The sequence below is a fragment of the Andreprevotia lacus DSM 23236 genome (assembly GCF_900176275.1).
GTDB classification, from domain to species: domain Bacteria; phylum Pseudomonadota; class Gammaproteobacteria; order Burkholderiales; family Chitinibacteraceae; genus Andreprevotia; species Andreprevotia lacus.
On sequence record NZ_FWXD01000048.1, the window covers coordinates 1 to 16,132 of the forward strand.

Annotated in this window: 13 protein-coding genes and 1 tRNA gene; all 14 read right to left on the bottom strand. The window is 59.3% G+C overall.

Going from position 1 to position 16,132, the window contains the following annotated elements:
* Positions 1-362, bottom strand: a 362-nt coding sequence (locus B9A19_RS20970) for a GTP-binding protein (RefSeq protein WP_176217050.1), incomplete at its 3' end; no start/stop codon positions are given.
* 73 nt (positions 363-435) lie between these two features.
* Positions 436-2,535 carry an elongation factor G gene (fusA, locus tag B9A19_RS20975; RefSeq protein WP_084093108.1) on the bottom strand — a complete coding sequence of 700 codons (2,100 nt, stop codon included), beginning with the start codon at positions 2,533-2,535 and terminating at the stop codon, positions 436-438.
* A gap of 27 nt (positions 2,536-2,562) precedes the next feature.
* Positions 2,563-3,033 carry a 30S ribosomal protein S7 gene (gene rpsG / locus B9A19_RS20980; RefSeq protein ID WP_084093109.1) on the bottom strand — a complete coding sequence of 157 codons (471 nt, stop codon included), beginning with the start codon at positions 3,031-3,033 and terminating at the stop codon, positions 2,563-2,565.
* Between the two features lie 129 nt (positions 3,034-3,162).
* A complete protein-coding gene (gene rpsL, locus B9A19_RS20985; RefSeq protein WP_084093110.1) occupies positions 3,163-3,534 on the bottom strand; it encodes a 30S ribosomal protein S12 in 372 nt (123 codons plus the stop codon).
* Between the two features lie 229 nt (positions 3,535-3,763).
* Complete coding sequence (rpoC, locus tag B9A19_RS20990) at positions 3,764-7,942, bottom strand: DNA-directed RNA polymerase subunit beta' (protein ID WP_084093111.1); 4,179 nt, start codon at positions 7,940-7,942, stop codon at positions 3,764-3,766.
* 69 nt (positions 7,943-8,011) lie between these two features.
* Positions 8,012-12,184 (bottom strand): DNA-directed RNA polymerase subunit beta, encoded by a 4,173-nt coding sequence (gene rpoB, locus B9A19_RS20995; RefSeq protein ID WP_084093112.1) that lies wholly within the window; start codon positions 12,182-12,184, stop codon positions 8,012-8,014.
* Positions 12,185-12,372: 188 nt separating this feature from the next.
* Positions 12,373-12,744 carry a 50S ribosomal protein L7/L12 gene (rplL, locus tag B9A19_RS21000; RefSeq protein WP_084093113.1) on the bottom strand — a complete coding sequence of 124 codons (372 nt, stop codon included), beginning with the start codon at positions 12,742-12,744 and terminating at the stop codon, positions 12,373-12,375.
* Positions 12,745-12,786: 42 nt separating this feature from the next.
* The gene (gene rplJ / locus B9A19_RS21005; protein WP_084093114.1) at positions 12,787-13,284 is read right to left on the bottom strand and encodes a 50S ribosomal protein L10; all 498 of its coding nucleotides are present in this window, start codon (positions 13,282-13,284) and stop codon (positions 12,787-12,789) included.
* A gap of 241 nt (positions 13,285-13,525) precedes the next feature.
* Positions 13,526-14,218: a 50S ribosomal protein L1 gene (gene rplA, locus B9A19_RS21010; RefSeq protein ID WP_084093115.1), complete on the bottom strand. Its 693-nt coding sequence runs from the start codon at positions 14,216-14,218 to the stop codon at positions 13,526-13,528.
* Complete coding sequence (gene rplK / locus B9A19_RS21015) at positions 14,219-14,650, bottom strand: 50S ribosomal protein L11 (RefSeq protein WP_084093116.1); 432 nt, start codon at positions 14,648-14,650, stop codon at positions 14,219-14,221.
* A gap of 86 nt (positions 14,651-14,736) precedes the next feature.
* Positions 14,737-15,270 (bottom strand): transcription termination/antitermination protein NusG, encoded by a 534-nt coding sequence (gene nusG / locus B9A19_RS21020; RefSeq protein ID WP_084093117.1) that lies wholly within the window; start codon positions 15,268-15,270, stop codon positions 14,737-14,739.
* A 13-nt stretch (positions 15,271-15,283) separates the two neighbouring features.
* On the bottom strand, positions 15,284-15,637 hold the full coding sequence (secE, locus tag B9A19_RS21025) for a preprotein translocase subunit SecE (RefSeq protein WP_084093118.1): 354 nt from the start codon (positions 15,635-15,637) through the stop codon (positions 15,284-15,286).
* Between the two features lie 67 nt (positions 15,638-15,704).
* Positions 15,705-15,780: transfer RNA gene (locus B9A19_RS21030), tRNA-Trp, on the bottom strand.
* 47 nt (positions 15,781-15,827) lie between these two features.
* Positions 15,828-16,132: EF-Tu C-terminal domain-related protein (locus B9A19_RS21035; RefSeq protein WP_505579041.1), on the bottom strand; the 305-nt coding region annotated here is incomplete at its 5' end.

A 16,132-nucleotide genomic window follows, 5' to 3' on the forward strand; every position in this document is an offset into this window, starting at 1 on the left:
AGGATGTGTTCGCGGGTTTGCGGCATCGGGCCGTCAGCGGCCGAACACACCAGGATTGCGCCGTCCATCTGGGCAGCACCGGTGATCATGTTCTTGACGTAGTCGGCGTGACCCGGGCAGTCCACGTGAGCGTAGTGGCGCGATTCGGTTTCGTATTCGACGTGTGCGGTATTGATGGTAATACCGCGAGCCTTTTCTTCCGGCGCGCTGTCGATCTGGTCGTAACCCTTCGCTTCGCCACCGAACTTCTTCGACAGAATAGTGGTGATCGCTGCGGTCAGCGTGGTCTTGCCGTGGTCAACGTGACCAATGGTGCCGACGTTCACGTGCGGCTTCGTACGCTCGAACTTTTCCTTAGCCATGGCTAAATTCCTTCAGATTCAAGATTCAAATTGAACTGTAATGACCCGGTGCTTCAGCACCGGGCCATATTGATTACTTCTTGCTGGCAACGATCGCGTCGGCAACGTGCTTCGGCGCTTCGGAGTAGTGCTTGAACTCCATGGAGTACGTAGCACGACCCTGCGACATCGAACGCAGCGTGGTCGAGTAGCCGAACATTTCCGACAGCGGCACTTCGGCCTTGACCATCTTGCCACCGGCCGGATTGTCGTCCATGCCTTGCAGAATACCGCGACGGGACGAGATATCGCCCATGATGTCGCCCATGTACTCTTCCGGCGTTTCGATTTCGACGGCCATCATCGGCTCGAGCACCACCGGCGCAGCGCGGCGCATCGCTTCCTTGAAAGCAATGGAGCCAGCCAGTTCGAACGCGATTTGCGACGAGTCAACATCGTGGTACGAACCGAAGGTCAGGCGAACCTTGACGTCAACGACCGGGAAACCGGCAACCACACCAGCCTTCAGTGTGTTCTGGATACCCTTGTCAACCGACGGGATGAATTCACGCGGAATCACACCACCCTTGATTTCGTCAACGAACGAGTAGCCGTTGCCTTCGCCGGCCGGTTCCAGTGTGATCACGCAATGACCATACTGACCCTTACCGCCCGACTGCTTGGCATGCTTGCCTTCGACGTCTTCGACAACCTTGGTGATGGTTTCACGGTAGGCCACTTGCGGCGCGCCGACGTTGGCTTCAACGCCGAATTCGCGCTTCATGCGGTCAACCAGAATTTCCAGGTGCAGCTCGCCCATGCCCGACATGATGGTCTGGCCGGTTTCTTCGTCGGTACGCACGCGGAACGACGGGTCTTCCTTGGCCAGGCGGTTCAGGGCAACGCCCATCTTTTCCTGGTCAGCCTTGGTCTTCGGTTCGACGGCAACGTGAATCACCGGCTCCGGGAATACCATGCGTTCCAGAATGATCGGGTGATCCGGCGAACACAAGGTTTCACCAGTCGTCACATCCTTCAGGCCGATACCGGCGGCGATGTCGCCAGCGCGCACTTCGTCAATTTCCTGACGATCGTTGGCGTGCATCTGCACGATACGACCCATGCGCTCCTTGCGATCCTTCACCGAGTTCAGCAGCGTATCGCCAGACTTCACGATACCCGAGTAAACACGGAAGAAGGTCAGCTGACCCACATACGGGTCGCTCATCAGCTTGAATGCCAGCGCCGAGAACGGGGCATCATCAGAAGCTTCGCGAGTTTCCTCTTGCTCCTTCTGGTTCACACCCTTCACCGCTTCAACTTCCACCGGCGACGGCAGGAAGTCGATCACGGCGTCGAGCATGCGCTGCACGCCCTTGTTCTTGAACGCGGAGCCACACAGCATCGGCTGGATTTCGCCAGCCAGAGTGCGCGCGCGCAAGCCGGCCATGATGTCGGCTTCGGACAAGTCACCTTCTTCAAGGTACTTGTTCATCATCTCTTCCGACGATTCGGCAGCTGATTCGACCATCTTTTCGCGCCATTCATTGGCCACGTCAACCAGGTCAGCCGGGATGTCACCGTATTCAAACTTCATGCCCTGGGACGCTTCGTCCCACACGATGGCCTTCATCTTGAACAGGTCAACCACACCGGTGAAGCCTTCTTCGGCACCGATAGGCACAACGACCGGCACCGGGTTCGCCTTCAGGCGAACCTTCATCTGCTCCACAACGCGGAAGAAGTTGGCACCTTGACGGTCCATCTTGTTCACGAAGGCCAGACGCGGCACTTTGTACTTGTTGGCCTGACGCCATACAGTTTCGGACTGTGGCTGTACACCACCGACCGCGCAGTAAACCATGCAAGCACCGTCGAGCACGCGCATCGAGCGTTCAACTTCAATCGTGAAGTCAACGTGGCCCGGGGTGTCGATGATGTTGATCCGGTGTTCCGGATACTGGTGCGCCATGCCCTTCCAGAAGGTCGTGGTAGCAGCCGAGGTAATGGTAATGCCGCGCTCTTGCTCTTGCTCCATCCAGTCCATGGTGGCGGCGCCATCATGCACTTCACCGATCTTGTGGTTTACACCGGTGTAGAACAGAACACGTTCAGTCGTGGTGGTCTTGCCTGCATCAATGTGAGCAGAAATACCGATATTGCGGTAGCGCTCAATAGGGGTCTTGCGAGCCACGATTGTTTCCTTAAACGGATTTCAGGATTAGAAGCGGAAGTGGGCGAATGCCTTGTTGGCTTCGGCCATGCGGTGCACTTCGTCGCGCTTCTTCATCGCGCCGCCGCGACCTTCGGCTGCATCCAGCAATTCACCCGCCAGACGCAGGTCCATGGACTTCTCACCGCGTTTACGGGCGGCATCACGCAACCAGCGCATCGACAATGCCAGGCGACGGCTAGGGCGGACTTCGACCGGAACTTGGTAGTTTGCACCACCAACGCGACGGCTCTTCACTTCAACCAGCGGCTTTGCATTGCCGATAGCGGTGGTAAAGACTTCCAGCGGGCTCTTGCCGGTCTTCTTTTCGATCTGGGCCAGCGCACCGTAAACGATGCGTTCAGCAACGGCCTTCTTGCCGTCGATCATGACCACGTTCATGAATTTGCTCAGTTCTTCCGAACCAAACTTCGGATCCGGCAATACGTCGCGTTTCGGTACTTCTCTACGTCTTGGCATAATTCTCTATTCCTAATGTGACATTCAGTCGGAGCGAGCTACGATTGGCTGCTCCACGGCCGCCCAGCGGGACGACCACTTACTCGACGGTCAGCAACATGCTGTTTCCGCCGACCACGGCAAAGCGTCTTACTTTGGACGCTTTGTACCGTACTTGGAGCGCGACTGCTTACGGTCTTTCACGCCAGCAGTGTCGAGCGAGCCACGCACGGTGTGGTAACGCACACCCGGCAAGTCCTTCACACGGCCGCCACGAATCAGGACGACGCTGTGCTCTTGCAGGTTGTGGCCTTCACCACCGATATACGAAATGACCTCGAAGCCATTGGTCAGACGCACTTTGCAGACTTTACGCAGCGCGGAGTTCGGCTTCTTCGGTGTTGTGGTGTACACGCGGGTGCACACACCACGCTTTTGAGGGCAGGCTTCGAGCGCGGGAACCTTGCTCTTGACCACTTCCTTCAAGCGGCCCTTGCGGACCAGCTGGTTGATAGTTGGCATTGTTGTTTCCTTCGATTAACAAACCCCTCACGGGGCCCTTTTCGGCCCGCAGCAACACCAAATACGGCAATGCTGCGCACCAAATGACGCCGGCGACGCACGGAACCAGCCCGAGCGTCGCCAGAAAAGACTGCGATTCTAAGAAAATCAAGCGCTTGTCGTCAAGTCCGGCCGACGACAAGCACAATGCCGGCCATCAGGCCGGCATTGTGGTGCGACACGTTGCCGATTATTCAGCGACTTCGCTCATGGGTTCGATTGCGAACACGTCGAGTGCGGTATCGCCACCCGCCGCAGCGCGCTTGCGCGAGCGATGGTAGGCCAGACCGGTACCCGCCGGGATCAGACGACCGACGATGACGTTTTCCTTCAGGCCGCGCAGATCATCGATCTTGCCCATGATGGCCGCTTCGGTCAGCACGCGGGTCGTTTCCTGGAACGACGCCGCCGAGATGAACGAATCGGTAGACAGCGATGCCTTGGTAATACCCAGCAGCACGTTTTCGTGCAGTGCCGGCTGCTTGCCATCAGCAATCAGCTTGTCGTTGGCGATCAGGTACTCGGCGCGCTCGACTTGCTCACCCTGGATGAAGTCGGAATCACCGGATGCCGCAATCACCACGCGACGCAGCATCTGGCGCACGATCACTTCGATGTGCTTGTCGTTAATCTTCACACCCTGCAGTCGGTACACTTCCTGCACTTCCTGCACGATGTAACGCGCCAGCGCCTCGATCCCCTGCAGACGCAGGATGTCGTGCGGATCGATCGGGCCGTCAACAATCACTTCACCACGGTTCACCACCTGGCCATCGTGCACCAGTACGTGCTTTTCCTTCGGGATCAGATACTCGTGCGCAGCGCCGTCCAGATCGGTAATGATCAGACGTTGCTTGCCCTTGGTGTCCTTGCCGAACGAGACGGTGCCGGTAACTTCAGCCAGCATGCCGGCGTCCTTCGGCGAACGCGCCTCGAACAGCTCGGCCACACGCGGCAGACCCCCGGTAATGTCGCGGGTCTTGGCGGATTCTTGCGGAATACGCGCCAGCACTTCACCGGTACCGACCTGCTGACCGTCCTTCACGGTGATGATCGCGCCCGGCTGGAAGCCGATGGTCACCGAGGTATCGGTGCCGGCCAGCTTCACTTCGTGGCCGTTTTCGTCGATCAGCTTGACCAACGGGCGCACGCCCTTGGCACCGGCCTTGGTCTTGGGGTTGATCACGACCAGGGTCGACAGACCGGTCACGTCGTCCACCTGCTTGACCACGGTCACGCCCTCCTCGACGTTCTCGAAGCGCACCTGACCGGCGTACTCGGTAATGATCGGACGGGTGTGCGGGTCCCACGTGGCCAGCACGGCACCAGCCTTGATAGGCTCGCCATCCTTGACCAGCAGCGTGGCACCGTATTGCAGCTTGTGACGCTCACGTTCACGGCCGGTATCGTCCAGCACCAGCACTTCGGCCGAGCGGGAAATGATGATCAGCTCGCCCTTGGTGTTGGTCACGTAGCGCATGTTGCCGGCATAACCGATCTTGCCGTTCGACTTCGATTCGATCTGGCTGGCCGAAGCTGCACGCGACGCCGCACCACCGATGTGGAAGGTACGCATGGTCAGCTGGGTACCCGGCTCACCGATCGACTGCGCGGCGATCACGCCCACCGCCTCGCCGGCGTTGACCATGTGACCACGGCCCAGATCGCGACCGTAGCACTTGGCGCACAGGCCATAGCGTGTTTCGCAGGTCAGCGGAGTACGCACCTTCACTTCGTCGACGTTGGCTGCGTCGATCGCATCGACCAGGTCTTCGGTCAGCAGCGTGCCGGACTCGATCACGGTTTCCTGGGTCGCCGGGTCAACGACGTCACCCTGCACCACACGGCCGAGGATACGATCGCGCAACGCTTCGATCACGTCACCGCCCTGCACCACCGCCTTCATGGTCACGCCGTTCTTGGTGCCGCAATTGTCTTCGGTCACAACCAGGTCTTGCGTCACATCGACCAGACGACGGGTCAGGTAACCCGAGTTCGCGGTCTTCAACGCGGTATCCGCCAGACCCTTACGGGCGCCGTGGGTCGAGATGAAGTACTGCAGAACGGTCAGGCCTTCGCGGAAGTTGGTGGTAATCGGCGTCTCGATGATCGAGCCGTCCGGCTTGGCCATCAGGCCCCGCATACCGGCCAACTGGCGAATCTGTGCTGCGGAACCCCGCGCACCGGAGTCGGCCATCATGTAAATCGAGTTGAACGACTCCTGATCGACTTCCTTGCCTTCGCGGTTGATGACTTTCTGCTTGCCCAGCTGGTCCATCATAGCCTTGGCGATCTGATCACCGGCACGACCCCAGATGTCAACGACCTTGTTGTAGCGCTCGCCTTGCGTGACCAGACCCGAGCTGTACTGCTGCTCGATTTCCTTCACTTCGGCGTTGGCAGCAGCCAGCAGTTCGATCTTCTTGTTCGGCACCAGCATGTCGTCGACGCAGATGGAGATACCGCCACGGGTCGAGTAGCTGAAACCGGTGTACATCAGCTGGTCTGCGAACACCACAGTGTCCTTCAGGCCGCAACGACGGAACGACGCGTTGATCAGCTTGCCGATTTCCTTCTTTTTCAGCGACTTGTCGATGTGGCTGAAGTCCAGACCCTTGGGCAGGATTTCCGACAGGATGGCGCGGCCGACGGTGGTCTCGCGACGCACCATCTTCGGCTGCCATTCACCGTTGGCATCGCGGCTCCATTCCTTCAGACGCACGGCGACGCGTGTCTGCAAGGTGACAGCCTTGTTTTCGTAGGCGCGGATCGCTTCCTTCACGTCGGCAAAGGACATGCCTTCGCCCTTGCCGTTCACGGCTTCGCGGGTCATGTAGTACAGACCCAGCACGATATCCTGCGACGGCACGATGATCGGCTCGCCGTTGGCAGGCGACAGCACGTTGTTGGAGGCCAGCATCAGGGTGCGGGCTTCCATCTGCGCTTCCAGCGACAGCGGCACGTGGACGGCCATCTGGTCACCGTCGAAGTCGGCGTTGAACGCCGCGCAAACCAGCGGGTGCAGCTGGATGGCCTTGCCTTCGATCAGCACCGGCTCGAACGCCTGGATGCCCAGACGGTGCAGCGTCGGCGCACGGTTCAGCAGGATCGGATGTTCGCGGATGACATCTTCCAGGATGTCCCACACCACCGCTTCCTGCGATTCGACCATCTTCTTGGCGGCCTTGATCGTGGTCGCCAGGCCAAGTACTTCGAGCTTGTGGAAGATGAACGGCTTGAACAGTTCCAGTGCCATCAGCTTCGGCAGGCCGCACTGATGCAGACGCAGGTACGGACCCACGGTAATGACCGAACGGCCCGAGTAGTCAACGCGCTTGCCCAGCAAGTTCTGACGGAAACGACCGCCCTTACCCTTGATCATGTCAGCCAGCGACTTGAGCGGACGCTTGTTGGCGCCGGTCATGGCCTTGCCGCGACGACCGTTGTCCAGCAGCGAGTCAACGGCCTCCTGCAGCATGCGCTTTTCGTTGCGCACGATGATTTCCGGCGCACGCAGCTCCAGCAGACGCTTCAGACGGTTGTTCCGGTTGATGACGCGGCGATACAGGTCATTCAGGTCGGACGTGGCGAAACGGCCACCATCCAGCGGCACCAGCGGGCGCAGCTCCGGCGGCAGCACCGGCAGCACGTCCATGATCATCCATTCCGGCTTGATGCCCGAACGCGAGAACGCTTCCAGCACCTTCAGGCGCTTGGCGATCTTCTTGATCTTGGTATCCGACGAGGTCGATTCCAGCTCGGAACGCAGCGTGCTGATTTCCTGCTCGACATCCAGGTTCTTCAGCAGCTCGCGCACGGCTTCGGCGCCCATCAGCGCAACGAATTCGTCACCGTACTCTTCAACCTTGTTGAAGTAGTCTTCTTCGGTCAGCAGCTGGCCACGGGTCAGCGGGGTCATGCCCGGCTCGACCACGATGAAGGCTTCGAAATACAGCACGCGCTCGATATCGCGCAGCGCGATGTCCAGCACCATGCCCAGACGGCTCGGCAGGCTCTTCAGGAACCAGATGTGGGCGACCGGCGAAGCGAGGTCGATGTGACCCATGCGCTCGCGACGCACCTTGGACAGCGTGACTTCAACGCCGCACTTCTCGCAGATCACGCCACGATGCTTCAGGCGCTTGTACTTGCCGCACAGGCACTCGTAGTCCTTGATCGGGCCGAAGATGCGCGCGCAGAACAGACCGTCGCGTTCCGGCTTGAAGGTACGATAGTTGATGGTTTCCGGCTTTTTGACTTCGCCGAACGACCAGGAGCGAATCTTTTCGGGCGATGCCAGCCCGATCTTGATCGCGTCGAATTCTTCTTCCTGCGTGACTTGCTTGAAGAGCTCGAGTAAGCCTTTCATATTCATTCTCTCCTGTGAGGAGTGAGGTAGCGGGGCAGGCAGTGGCCTACCCCTCACGCCTCACACAGATCAGTTGGTTTCCAGATCGATATCGATACCCAGCGAGCGGATTTCCTTCACCAATACATTGAAGGATTCCGGCATGCCGGCGTCGATCCGGTGGTCGCCCTTGACGATGTTTTCATAGACCTTGGTACGGCCATTCACGTCGTCGGACTTCACGGTCAGCATTTCCTGCAGCGTGTACGCCGCACCATATGCCTCCAGTGCCCACACTTCCATTTCACCGAAGCGCTGACCACCGAACTGCGCCTTACCACCCAGCGGCTGCTGGGTTACCAGCGAGTACGGGCCGGTGGAACGCGCGTGCATCTTGTCATCAACCAGGTGATGCAGCTTCAGGTAGTGCATCACGCCGACGGTAACCTTGCGCTCGAACGCTTCGCCGGTGCGGCCGTCATACAACTGCATCTGCGTCTTGCTGTCGTTGAAGTCGAGCTGCTGGGTACGCACATCTTCATCCGGGTAGGCCAGATCCAGCATGGCACGGATTTCCGATTCCTTCGCACCGTCGAATACCGGGCTGGCAAAGGTCATGCCATTGCGCAGGCCTTGTGCCAAGCTCAGCACCTCAGCCTCGGTCAGACCGGCAATGTCTTCCTTCTTGCCGCTGTTGTTGTAGATCTTGTCCAGATAGCTACGCACGTCAGCCAGGTTCTGTTGCTCGCGCAGCATGCGGTCGATGCGCTGGCCGATACCCTTGGCCGCCCAACCCAGATGCACTTCCAGAATCTGACCGATGTTCATCCGCGACGGTACGCCCAGCGGGTTCAGCACGATGTCTACCGGGGTGCCATCGGCCATGTACGGCAGGTCTTCCACCGGCAGGATCTTCGATACCACACCCTTGTTACCGTGACGGCCGGCCATCTTGTCGCCCGGCTGCAGACGGCGCTTCACGGCCACATAGACCTTGACCATCTTGATCACGCCCGGCGGCAACTCGTCGCCCTGGGTCAGCTTGCGCTTCTTGTCTTCGAAGCGCAGGTCGAACTCGGACTTCATCTGGGCGATCAGGTCTTTCATCGCTTCCAGCTGGCGTGCGCCCTCGTCATCGGACAGACGGATGTCGAACCAGTCATGCTTGGTCGGCAGCGCGGCCAGGTAATCCTTGGTGATTTCTGCACCCTTGGCCAGGCGTTGCGGGCCACCGTTGGCTTTCTTGCCCACGATCTGGCGCTCGATACGCTCGAACAAGTCGTTTTCAACGATACGCAGCTGGTCGTTCAGGTCGGTACGATAGCGGCGCAGCTGGTCATCAATGATGTACTGGGCGCGCTTGTCGCGCTCCACGCCTTCACGGGTGAACACTTGTACGTCGATCACGGTGCCGGACATGCCCGACGGCACGCGCAGCGAAGTGTCCTTCACGTCGGACGCCTTCTCGCCGAAAATCGCGCGCAGCAGCTTCTCTTCCGGTGTCAGCTGGGTTTCACCCTTCGGGGTGACCTTACCCACCAGTACATCACCGGCTTCGACTTCAGCACCGATATACACCACGCCCGACTCATCCAGACGGCCCAGCATGCGCTCGGACAGGTTGGAGATGTCGCGGGTGATTTCTTCCGGGCCCAGCTTGGTGTCGCGGGCCATCACGTTCAGCTCTTCGATGTGGATCGACGTGTAACGGTCGTCCGCAATGACTTTTTCCGAGATCAGGATCGAGTCTTCGAAGTTGTAGCCATTCCACGGCATGAAGGCGATGGTCATGTTCTGACCCAGCGCCATTTCGCCCAGGTCGGTCGAGGCACCATCGGCAATCACGTCGCCCTTGGCAACCTTGTCACCACGACGCACCACCGGCTTCTGGTTGGTGTTGGTGTTCTGGTTGGAACGGGTGAACTTGGTCAGGTTGTAGATATCCACACCGGTTTCGCCGGCGACGGCTTCGTCGTCGTTCACGCGAATCACGATACGGTTGGCATCGACATAATCGACCGCGCCGCCACGCAGCGCGGCAACGGCAGTGCCCGAGTCGACCGCGCAGGTGCGCTCGATACCGGTACCGACATACGGCGCGGTAGCACGCAGGCAAGGTACGGCCTGACGTTGCATGTTGGCGCCCATCAACGCACGGTTCGCGTCGTCGTGTTCAAGGAACGGAATCAGCGATGCCGCGACCGAGACGATCTGGCTCGGCGCCACGTCCATGTACTGCACGCGATCCGGCCCGGCCACGATGGTTTCGCCCGCTTCACGGCAGGTCACCAGTTCGTCGATCAGCAGGCCTTCATCGCTGATTTCGGCGTTGGCCTGCGCAATGACGTACTTGCCTTCTTCAATGGCCGACAGGTATTCGATCTGGTCAGTTACCTTGCGGTCGATCACCTTGCGGTACGGCGTTTCCAGGAAGCCGTAGGCATTGGTGCGCGCATAGCACGACAGCGAGTTGATCAGACCGATGTTCGGGCCTTCCGGCGTTTCAATCGGACACACGCGGCCATAGTGGGTCGGGTGTACGTCGCGGACTTCAAAGCCAGCACGCTCGCGGGTCAGACCGCCCGGACCAAGAGCCGAAACACGGCGCTTGTGGGTGATTTCCGACAGCGGATTGGTCTGGTCCATGAACTGCGACAGTTGCGAGGAACCAAAGAATTCCTTGATCGCGGCCGATACCGGCTTGGCATTGATCAGGTCGTGCGGCATCAGGTTGTCGCTCTCTGCCTGCGACAGACGCTCCTTCACGGCGCGCTCGACACGCACCAGACCGGCACGGAACTGGTTCTCGGCCAGCTCACCCACCGAACGCACGCGACGGTTACCCAGGTGATCAATGTCATCGACATCGCCGCGACCGTTACGCAGTTCGACCAGGATGCTGATCACTGCCAGGATGTCGTCGACCGACAGCACGCCGGCGCCTTCGACACCTTGCGGGCCGACGCGCTCGTAGAACTGGCGCAGCCAGCCCGGCGCCTTCTCGTCGTAGCGATCCGGATAGGCGCGACGGTTGAACTTCATGCGGCCCACGGCCGACAGGTCGTAACGGTCTTCGGAGAAGAACAGGCCGTTGAACAGCGCTTCGACCGCATCTTCGGTCGGCGGCTCGCCCGGACGCATCATGCGGTAGATGGCCACGCGCGCAGCGTACTGGTCGGCCACGTCGTCGTTGCGCAGCGATGCGGCAATGTAAGCGCCCTGATCCAGGTCGTTCACATACAGCACCTTGACGCTCATCACGCCGGCGTCTTCCAGCTTGTCGAACAGGTCTTCGGTGACTTCTTCGCAGGCACGCGCCAGCAGCTCACCGGTTTCCGGGTTGACGACGTTGTGCGCCAGCAGGCGACCGAAGATGAAGTCGGACGGCACCGGCAGCTGCTTGAGGCCGGCAGCCTGGATGTCACGAATGGTCTTGGCGGTAATGCGCTTGTCTTTCTGCGCCAGTACCTTGCCGTCGTCGGCCAGGATGTCGAACTTGGCCACATCGCCCTTCAGGCGTTCCGGCACCAGTTCGAGCGACAGGCCGGCATCGCTGAATTCGAAGCGGTCGGTATCGTAGAACTGCGCCAGGATCTGTTCCGGGTTGAAACCCAGTGCCTTGAGCAGGATCGACACCGGCATCTTGCGACGACGGTCGATACGGAAGAACAGCAAGTCTTTCGGGTCGAATTCAAAGTCGAGCCAAGAGCCGCGGTACGGAATGATCCGCGCCGAGAACAGCAGCTTGCCCGAGCTGTGGGTCTTGCCCTTGTCGTGCTCGAAGAACACGCCCGGCGAGCGGTGCAGCTGCGAGACGATGACGCGCTCGGTGCCGTTGATGACGAAGGAGCCGTTACGGGTCATCAGCGGGATTTCGCCGAAGTACACGTCCTGTTCCTTCACTTCCTTCACGGTCGGCTTGGCCGCTTCGCGATCCATGATCACGAGGCGCACGCGCGCGCGCAGCGGCGCAGCGTAGGTAATGCCACGCTGTTGACACTCAATCACATCGAAGGGCGGCTCGCCCAGCACATAGTGAACGAACTCAAGCCGTGCATTGCCATTGTGCGATTCGATCGGGAAGATCGAGCTGAACGCAGCCTGCAGGCCATTGACTTTCCGATCAACAACCGGCGTGCCCAGTTGCAGAAACTCGTTGTACGAGTCAATCTGAGTCGCGAGGAGAAACGGAACTTCCAGCACGCTAGCGCGCTTCGCAAAACTCTTACGAATGCGTTTCTTCTCTGTGAACGAGTAATTCATACTCAAAAGCTCTCCATAAAGGGGCGCAAAAGACAAACCGCAAATTGCCGGTCCTGGCAGCCAGACATGCGGGCCGACACGGTTTCCGGTTTGCCACCTGCGATAGGTGCAGTGCCCTTGGGCAATACCAACAAACGCAAAAGGGCAGGCGGATTACTCCGCCTGCCTGTACAGCAATGCTATCGTGATTACTTCACGTCAGCAGTAGCGCCAGCTTCAACCAGCTTCTTCTGGATCGCTTCAGCGTCAGCCTTGGCAATTGCTTCCTTGACCGGCTTCGGAGCGCCATCAACCAGGTCCTTGGCTTCTTTCAGGCCCAGACCGGTCACTTCACGCACAACCTTGATCACGCCAACCTTGTTGGCGCCAGCGCCGGTCAGGATCACGTCGAATTCGGTCTTTTCTTCAACAGCAGCAGCGCCGCCAGCAGCCGGGCCAGCAACTGCAACAGCAGCAGCGGACACGCCAAACTTTTCTTCGAATGCCTTCACCAGGTCATTCAGTTCGAGAACGGTCAAGCCAGCAACGGCTTCGAGGATATCTTCTTTGGACAGAGCCATTTGGTAATACTCCTGAAAATCGGGATATGAATCGGGTTCGGTTTAAGCAGCTTCGGCTTGCTTCTTCTCGGCCAGAGCGGCCAAGCCACGTGCGAAGCCGGAAGCCGGTGCCTTCATCACGTACAGCAGCTTCGACAGCAGTTCTTCGCGGCTCGGGATGCTTGCCAGCGCGCCAACTTCAGCAACGCTCAGCACCTTACCGTCGTAAGAACCAGCCTTGATGACGATCTTGTCGTCTTTCTTGGCGTAGTCGTTCAGCACTTTGGCTGCAGCAATCGGGTCAGCAGAAAGACCGTACACCAGCGGGCCAACCATATGATCAGCCAGACCAGCGAACGGAGTGTCCTGCACAGCGCGACGTGCCAGCGTGTTCTTCAGAACGCGCAGGTATACGCCGGACTCACGCGCTTGCTTGCGCAGTTGAGTCATGCTGCCGACCCCGATCCCGCGATACTCGGCAACGACGAAAGTTTGAGCCTTGGCAACTTCTGCCGAGATCTCAGCTACGACGGCCTTTTTATCTTCGAGATTGAGACTCAAGGTCTACCTCCATTTGAGAGATGGTATGGTGCGGCTTGCGCCACACCCCCAACAAACGGCGACCATAACCTTCAGGAAACCGCCGGCCAGGGCCAGCGGCAAAATCAGGATTGGGGCACACCGTCTGCGTAGGCCACCCGGCAAGCCGGACGATTAAGCAATGAAGCGAACCTCATCACGCCTACGGTCTTTGACAACCCCGCCCCGGTCTTGCGACCGGCACGGGCCCAAAGTTCTTTAATTAAGCAACGCTCTGTGTATCAACGCGAACGCCAACGCCCATGGTGCTGGAGACGGCGATCTTCTTGAAGTACACACCCTTGCTCGAAGCCGGCTTGGCTTTTTGCAGGGCGTCGAGCAGTGCATTGAAGTTGGCGCGCAGATCGGCCACTTCGAACGATGCACGGCCGATGGTGGCGTGCACGATACCGGCCTTGTCGGTACGGTATTGCACTTGACCAGCCTTGGCGTTCTTCACGGCTTCAGCCACGTTCGGGGTGACGGTGCCAACCTTCGGGTTCGGCATCAGGCCACGCGGGCCGAGGATCTGACCGAGCTGACCGACGATACGCATTGCGTCCGGCGAGGCGATCACCACGTCGAAGTCGAGATTGCCGGCCTTGATCTGTTCAGCCAGGTCTTCGAAACCGACCACTTCAGCGCCGGCAGCCTTGGCGGCTTCAGCGTTGGCGCCCTGTGCGAACACAGCCACGCGTACCGACTTGCCGGTACCCTTGGGCAGTACGACCGAGCCGCGAACCACTTGGTCCGACTTGCGCGCGTCAACGCCGAGGTTGAACGAAACGTCGATCGATTCGTTGAACTTGGCAGTTGCAGAGGACTTGACCAGCGTGATGGCGTCGTCAGCAGCGTACAGCTTGTTGCGATCAACCGCAGCCTTGAGTGCGGCGAGACGCTTGGAAATCTTGGCCATTTACACGCCCTCCACTTCGAGACCCATGGAACGGGCCGAGCCGGCGATGATGCGCACGGCAGCGTCCAGATCCGCAGCCGTCAGATCGGCTTGCTTGGTCTTCACGATTTCTTCCAGTTGTGCGCGCGAAACCTTGCCCACCTTGTCGGTGTGCGGCTTGGCCGAACCCTTCTGGATGCCGGCAGCCTTCTTCAGCAGAATGGTTGCGGGCGGCGACTTCATCACGAAAGTGAACGACTTGTCTGCAAACGCAGTGATCACCACCGGAATCGGCAGACCCGGCTCGATGCCTTGAGTCTGGGCGTTGAACGCCTTGCAGAATTCCATGATGTTCAGACCGCGCTGACCGAGCGCCGGGCCGATAGGCGGCGACGGGTTTGCTTTACCAGCGGGCACTTGCAGCTTGATATAGCCGACAATCTTCTTTGCCACGATTTAACTCCTGAAAACGGGTCAAACGCGAAGCTTGCGCTCCGCTCCCCAAATGCATCACTTGCGTGATGCAACCAACACCCAGATCAGGTCTTCTCGACCTGGGCAAAATCCACTTCAACCGGCGTGGCGCGACCAAAGATCAGCACCGACACCTTGAGACGGCTCTTGTCGTAATCGACATCCTCGACCGTGGCCGAGAAATCGGCGAACGGGCCTTCGATCACGCGCAGTACTTCGCCCACCTCGAACAGAATCTTCGGGCGCGGCTTCTCAACGCCTTCCTGAATCTGCTTGAGCACTGCATCCATTTCGCGCGGCAACACCGGCGTCGGGCGATTGCCGACACCACCCAGGAAGCCGGTCACCTTCGGCGTCGACTTGACCAAGTGCCACGACTCATCGGTCATATCCATTTCAACATAGACATAACCCGGAAACAGCTTGCGCTCGGTGAGCGCCTTGCGCCCACCCTTGACTTCCACCACCTCTTCGACCGGCACCAGAATCTGGCCGAACAGGTGCTGCATCCCTTCACGATCGATGCGCTCTTTCAACGCCTTCTGCACGTTCTTTTCGAACCCAGAATAGGCGTGCACTACATACCAACGCATTCCCATAGCCCTCTCCTACTTAGCCGCGACCCAGGACTATGTCGTAGAAAAACTTGGCGAGTGCCGAATCCACTGCCCACATGAACAGTGCCAGCACGCCAACAAACAAAAACACCACGCCAGTGATCTGCCACGTCTCTTTACGAGTAGGCCAGACCACCTTCTGCGCCTCTTTCACCGAGTCGCGCGCGTACTCCACGAAGTCACGCCCCGGCTGCGAAAACCACAGCACCGCAGCAGCCAGCAACAGACCAGCCACAACGGACAACGAGCGCAATGCGCCCTGATCTACCGGCAAGACATAAAAACCGGCCACACCCAGACCTACCAGCAGCAACGCCGCCGCGACCTTGATTTTGTCGATGCTTTCCATGCGCCCTTCGGGATCAAAAAATGAAACAAAGCCGCTTCCCTGCGGAAACGGCTCTGTTATATAACCGTGGCAGGCGAGGAGGGTCTCGAACCCCCAACCCCCGGTTTTGGAGACCGGTGCTCTGCCAATTGAGCTACTCGCCTACGGGGAGCGCAACACTATATCTGTGTTGCGCCACTTTGTAAATCAATTACTCGATGATCTTGGCAACCACGCCCGCGCCGACGGTACGACCGCCTTCACGGATGGCGAAACGCAGACCTTGCTCCATCGCGATCGGAGCGATCAGCGACACAACCACTTCCACGTTGTCGCCCGGCATCACCATTTCGGTGCCGGCCGGCAGCTCAACCGCACCGGTCACGTCGGTGGTACGGAAGTAGAACTGCGGACGATAGCCGTTGAAGAACGGCGTGTGACGACCGCCTTCTTCCTTGCTCAGCACGTAGACCGAACCGGCAAACTTGGTGTGCGGGGTGATCGAACCCGGCTTGG

Coding starts and splice junctions, on each gene's coding strand:
- rpsL (WP_084093110.1), bottom strand. CDS start 3,534: ATGCCAACTATCAACCAGCTGGTCCGCAAGGGCCGCTTGAAGGAAGTG.
- rplA (WP_084093115.1), bottom strand. CDS start 14,218: ATGGCCAAGATTTCCAAGCGTCTCGCCGCACTCAAGGCTGCGGTTGAT.
- rpsG (WP_084093109.1), bottom strand. CDS start 3,033: ATGCCAAGACGTAGAGAAGTACCGAAACGCGACGTATTGCCGGATCCG.
- rplL (WP_084093113.1), bottom strand. CDS start 12,744: ATGGCTCTGTCCAAAGAAGATATCCTCGAAGCCGTTGCTGGCTTGACC.
- rpoC (WP_084093111.1), bottom strand. CDS start 7,942: ATGAAAGGCTTACTCGAGCTCTTCAAGCAAGTCACGCAGGAAGAAGAA.
- nusG (WP_084093117.1), bottom strand. CDS start 15,270: ATGGGAATGCGTTGGTATGTAGTGCACGCCTATTCTGGGTTCGAAAAG.
- secE (WP_084093118.1), bottom strand. CDS start 15,637: ATGGAAAGCATCGACAAAATCAAGGTCGCGGCGGCGTTGCTGCTGGTA.
- rpoB (WP_084093112.1), bottom strand. CDS start 12,184: ATGAATTACTCGTTCACAGAGAAGAAACGCATTCGTAAGAGTTTTGCG.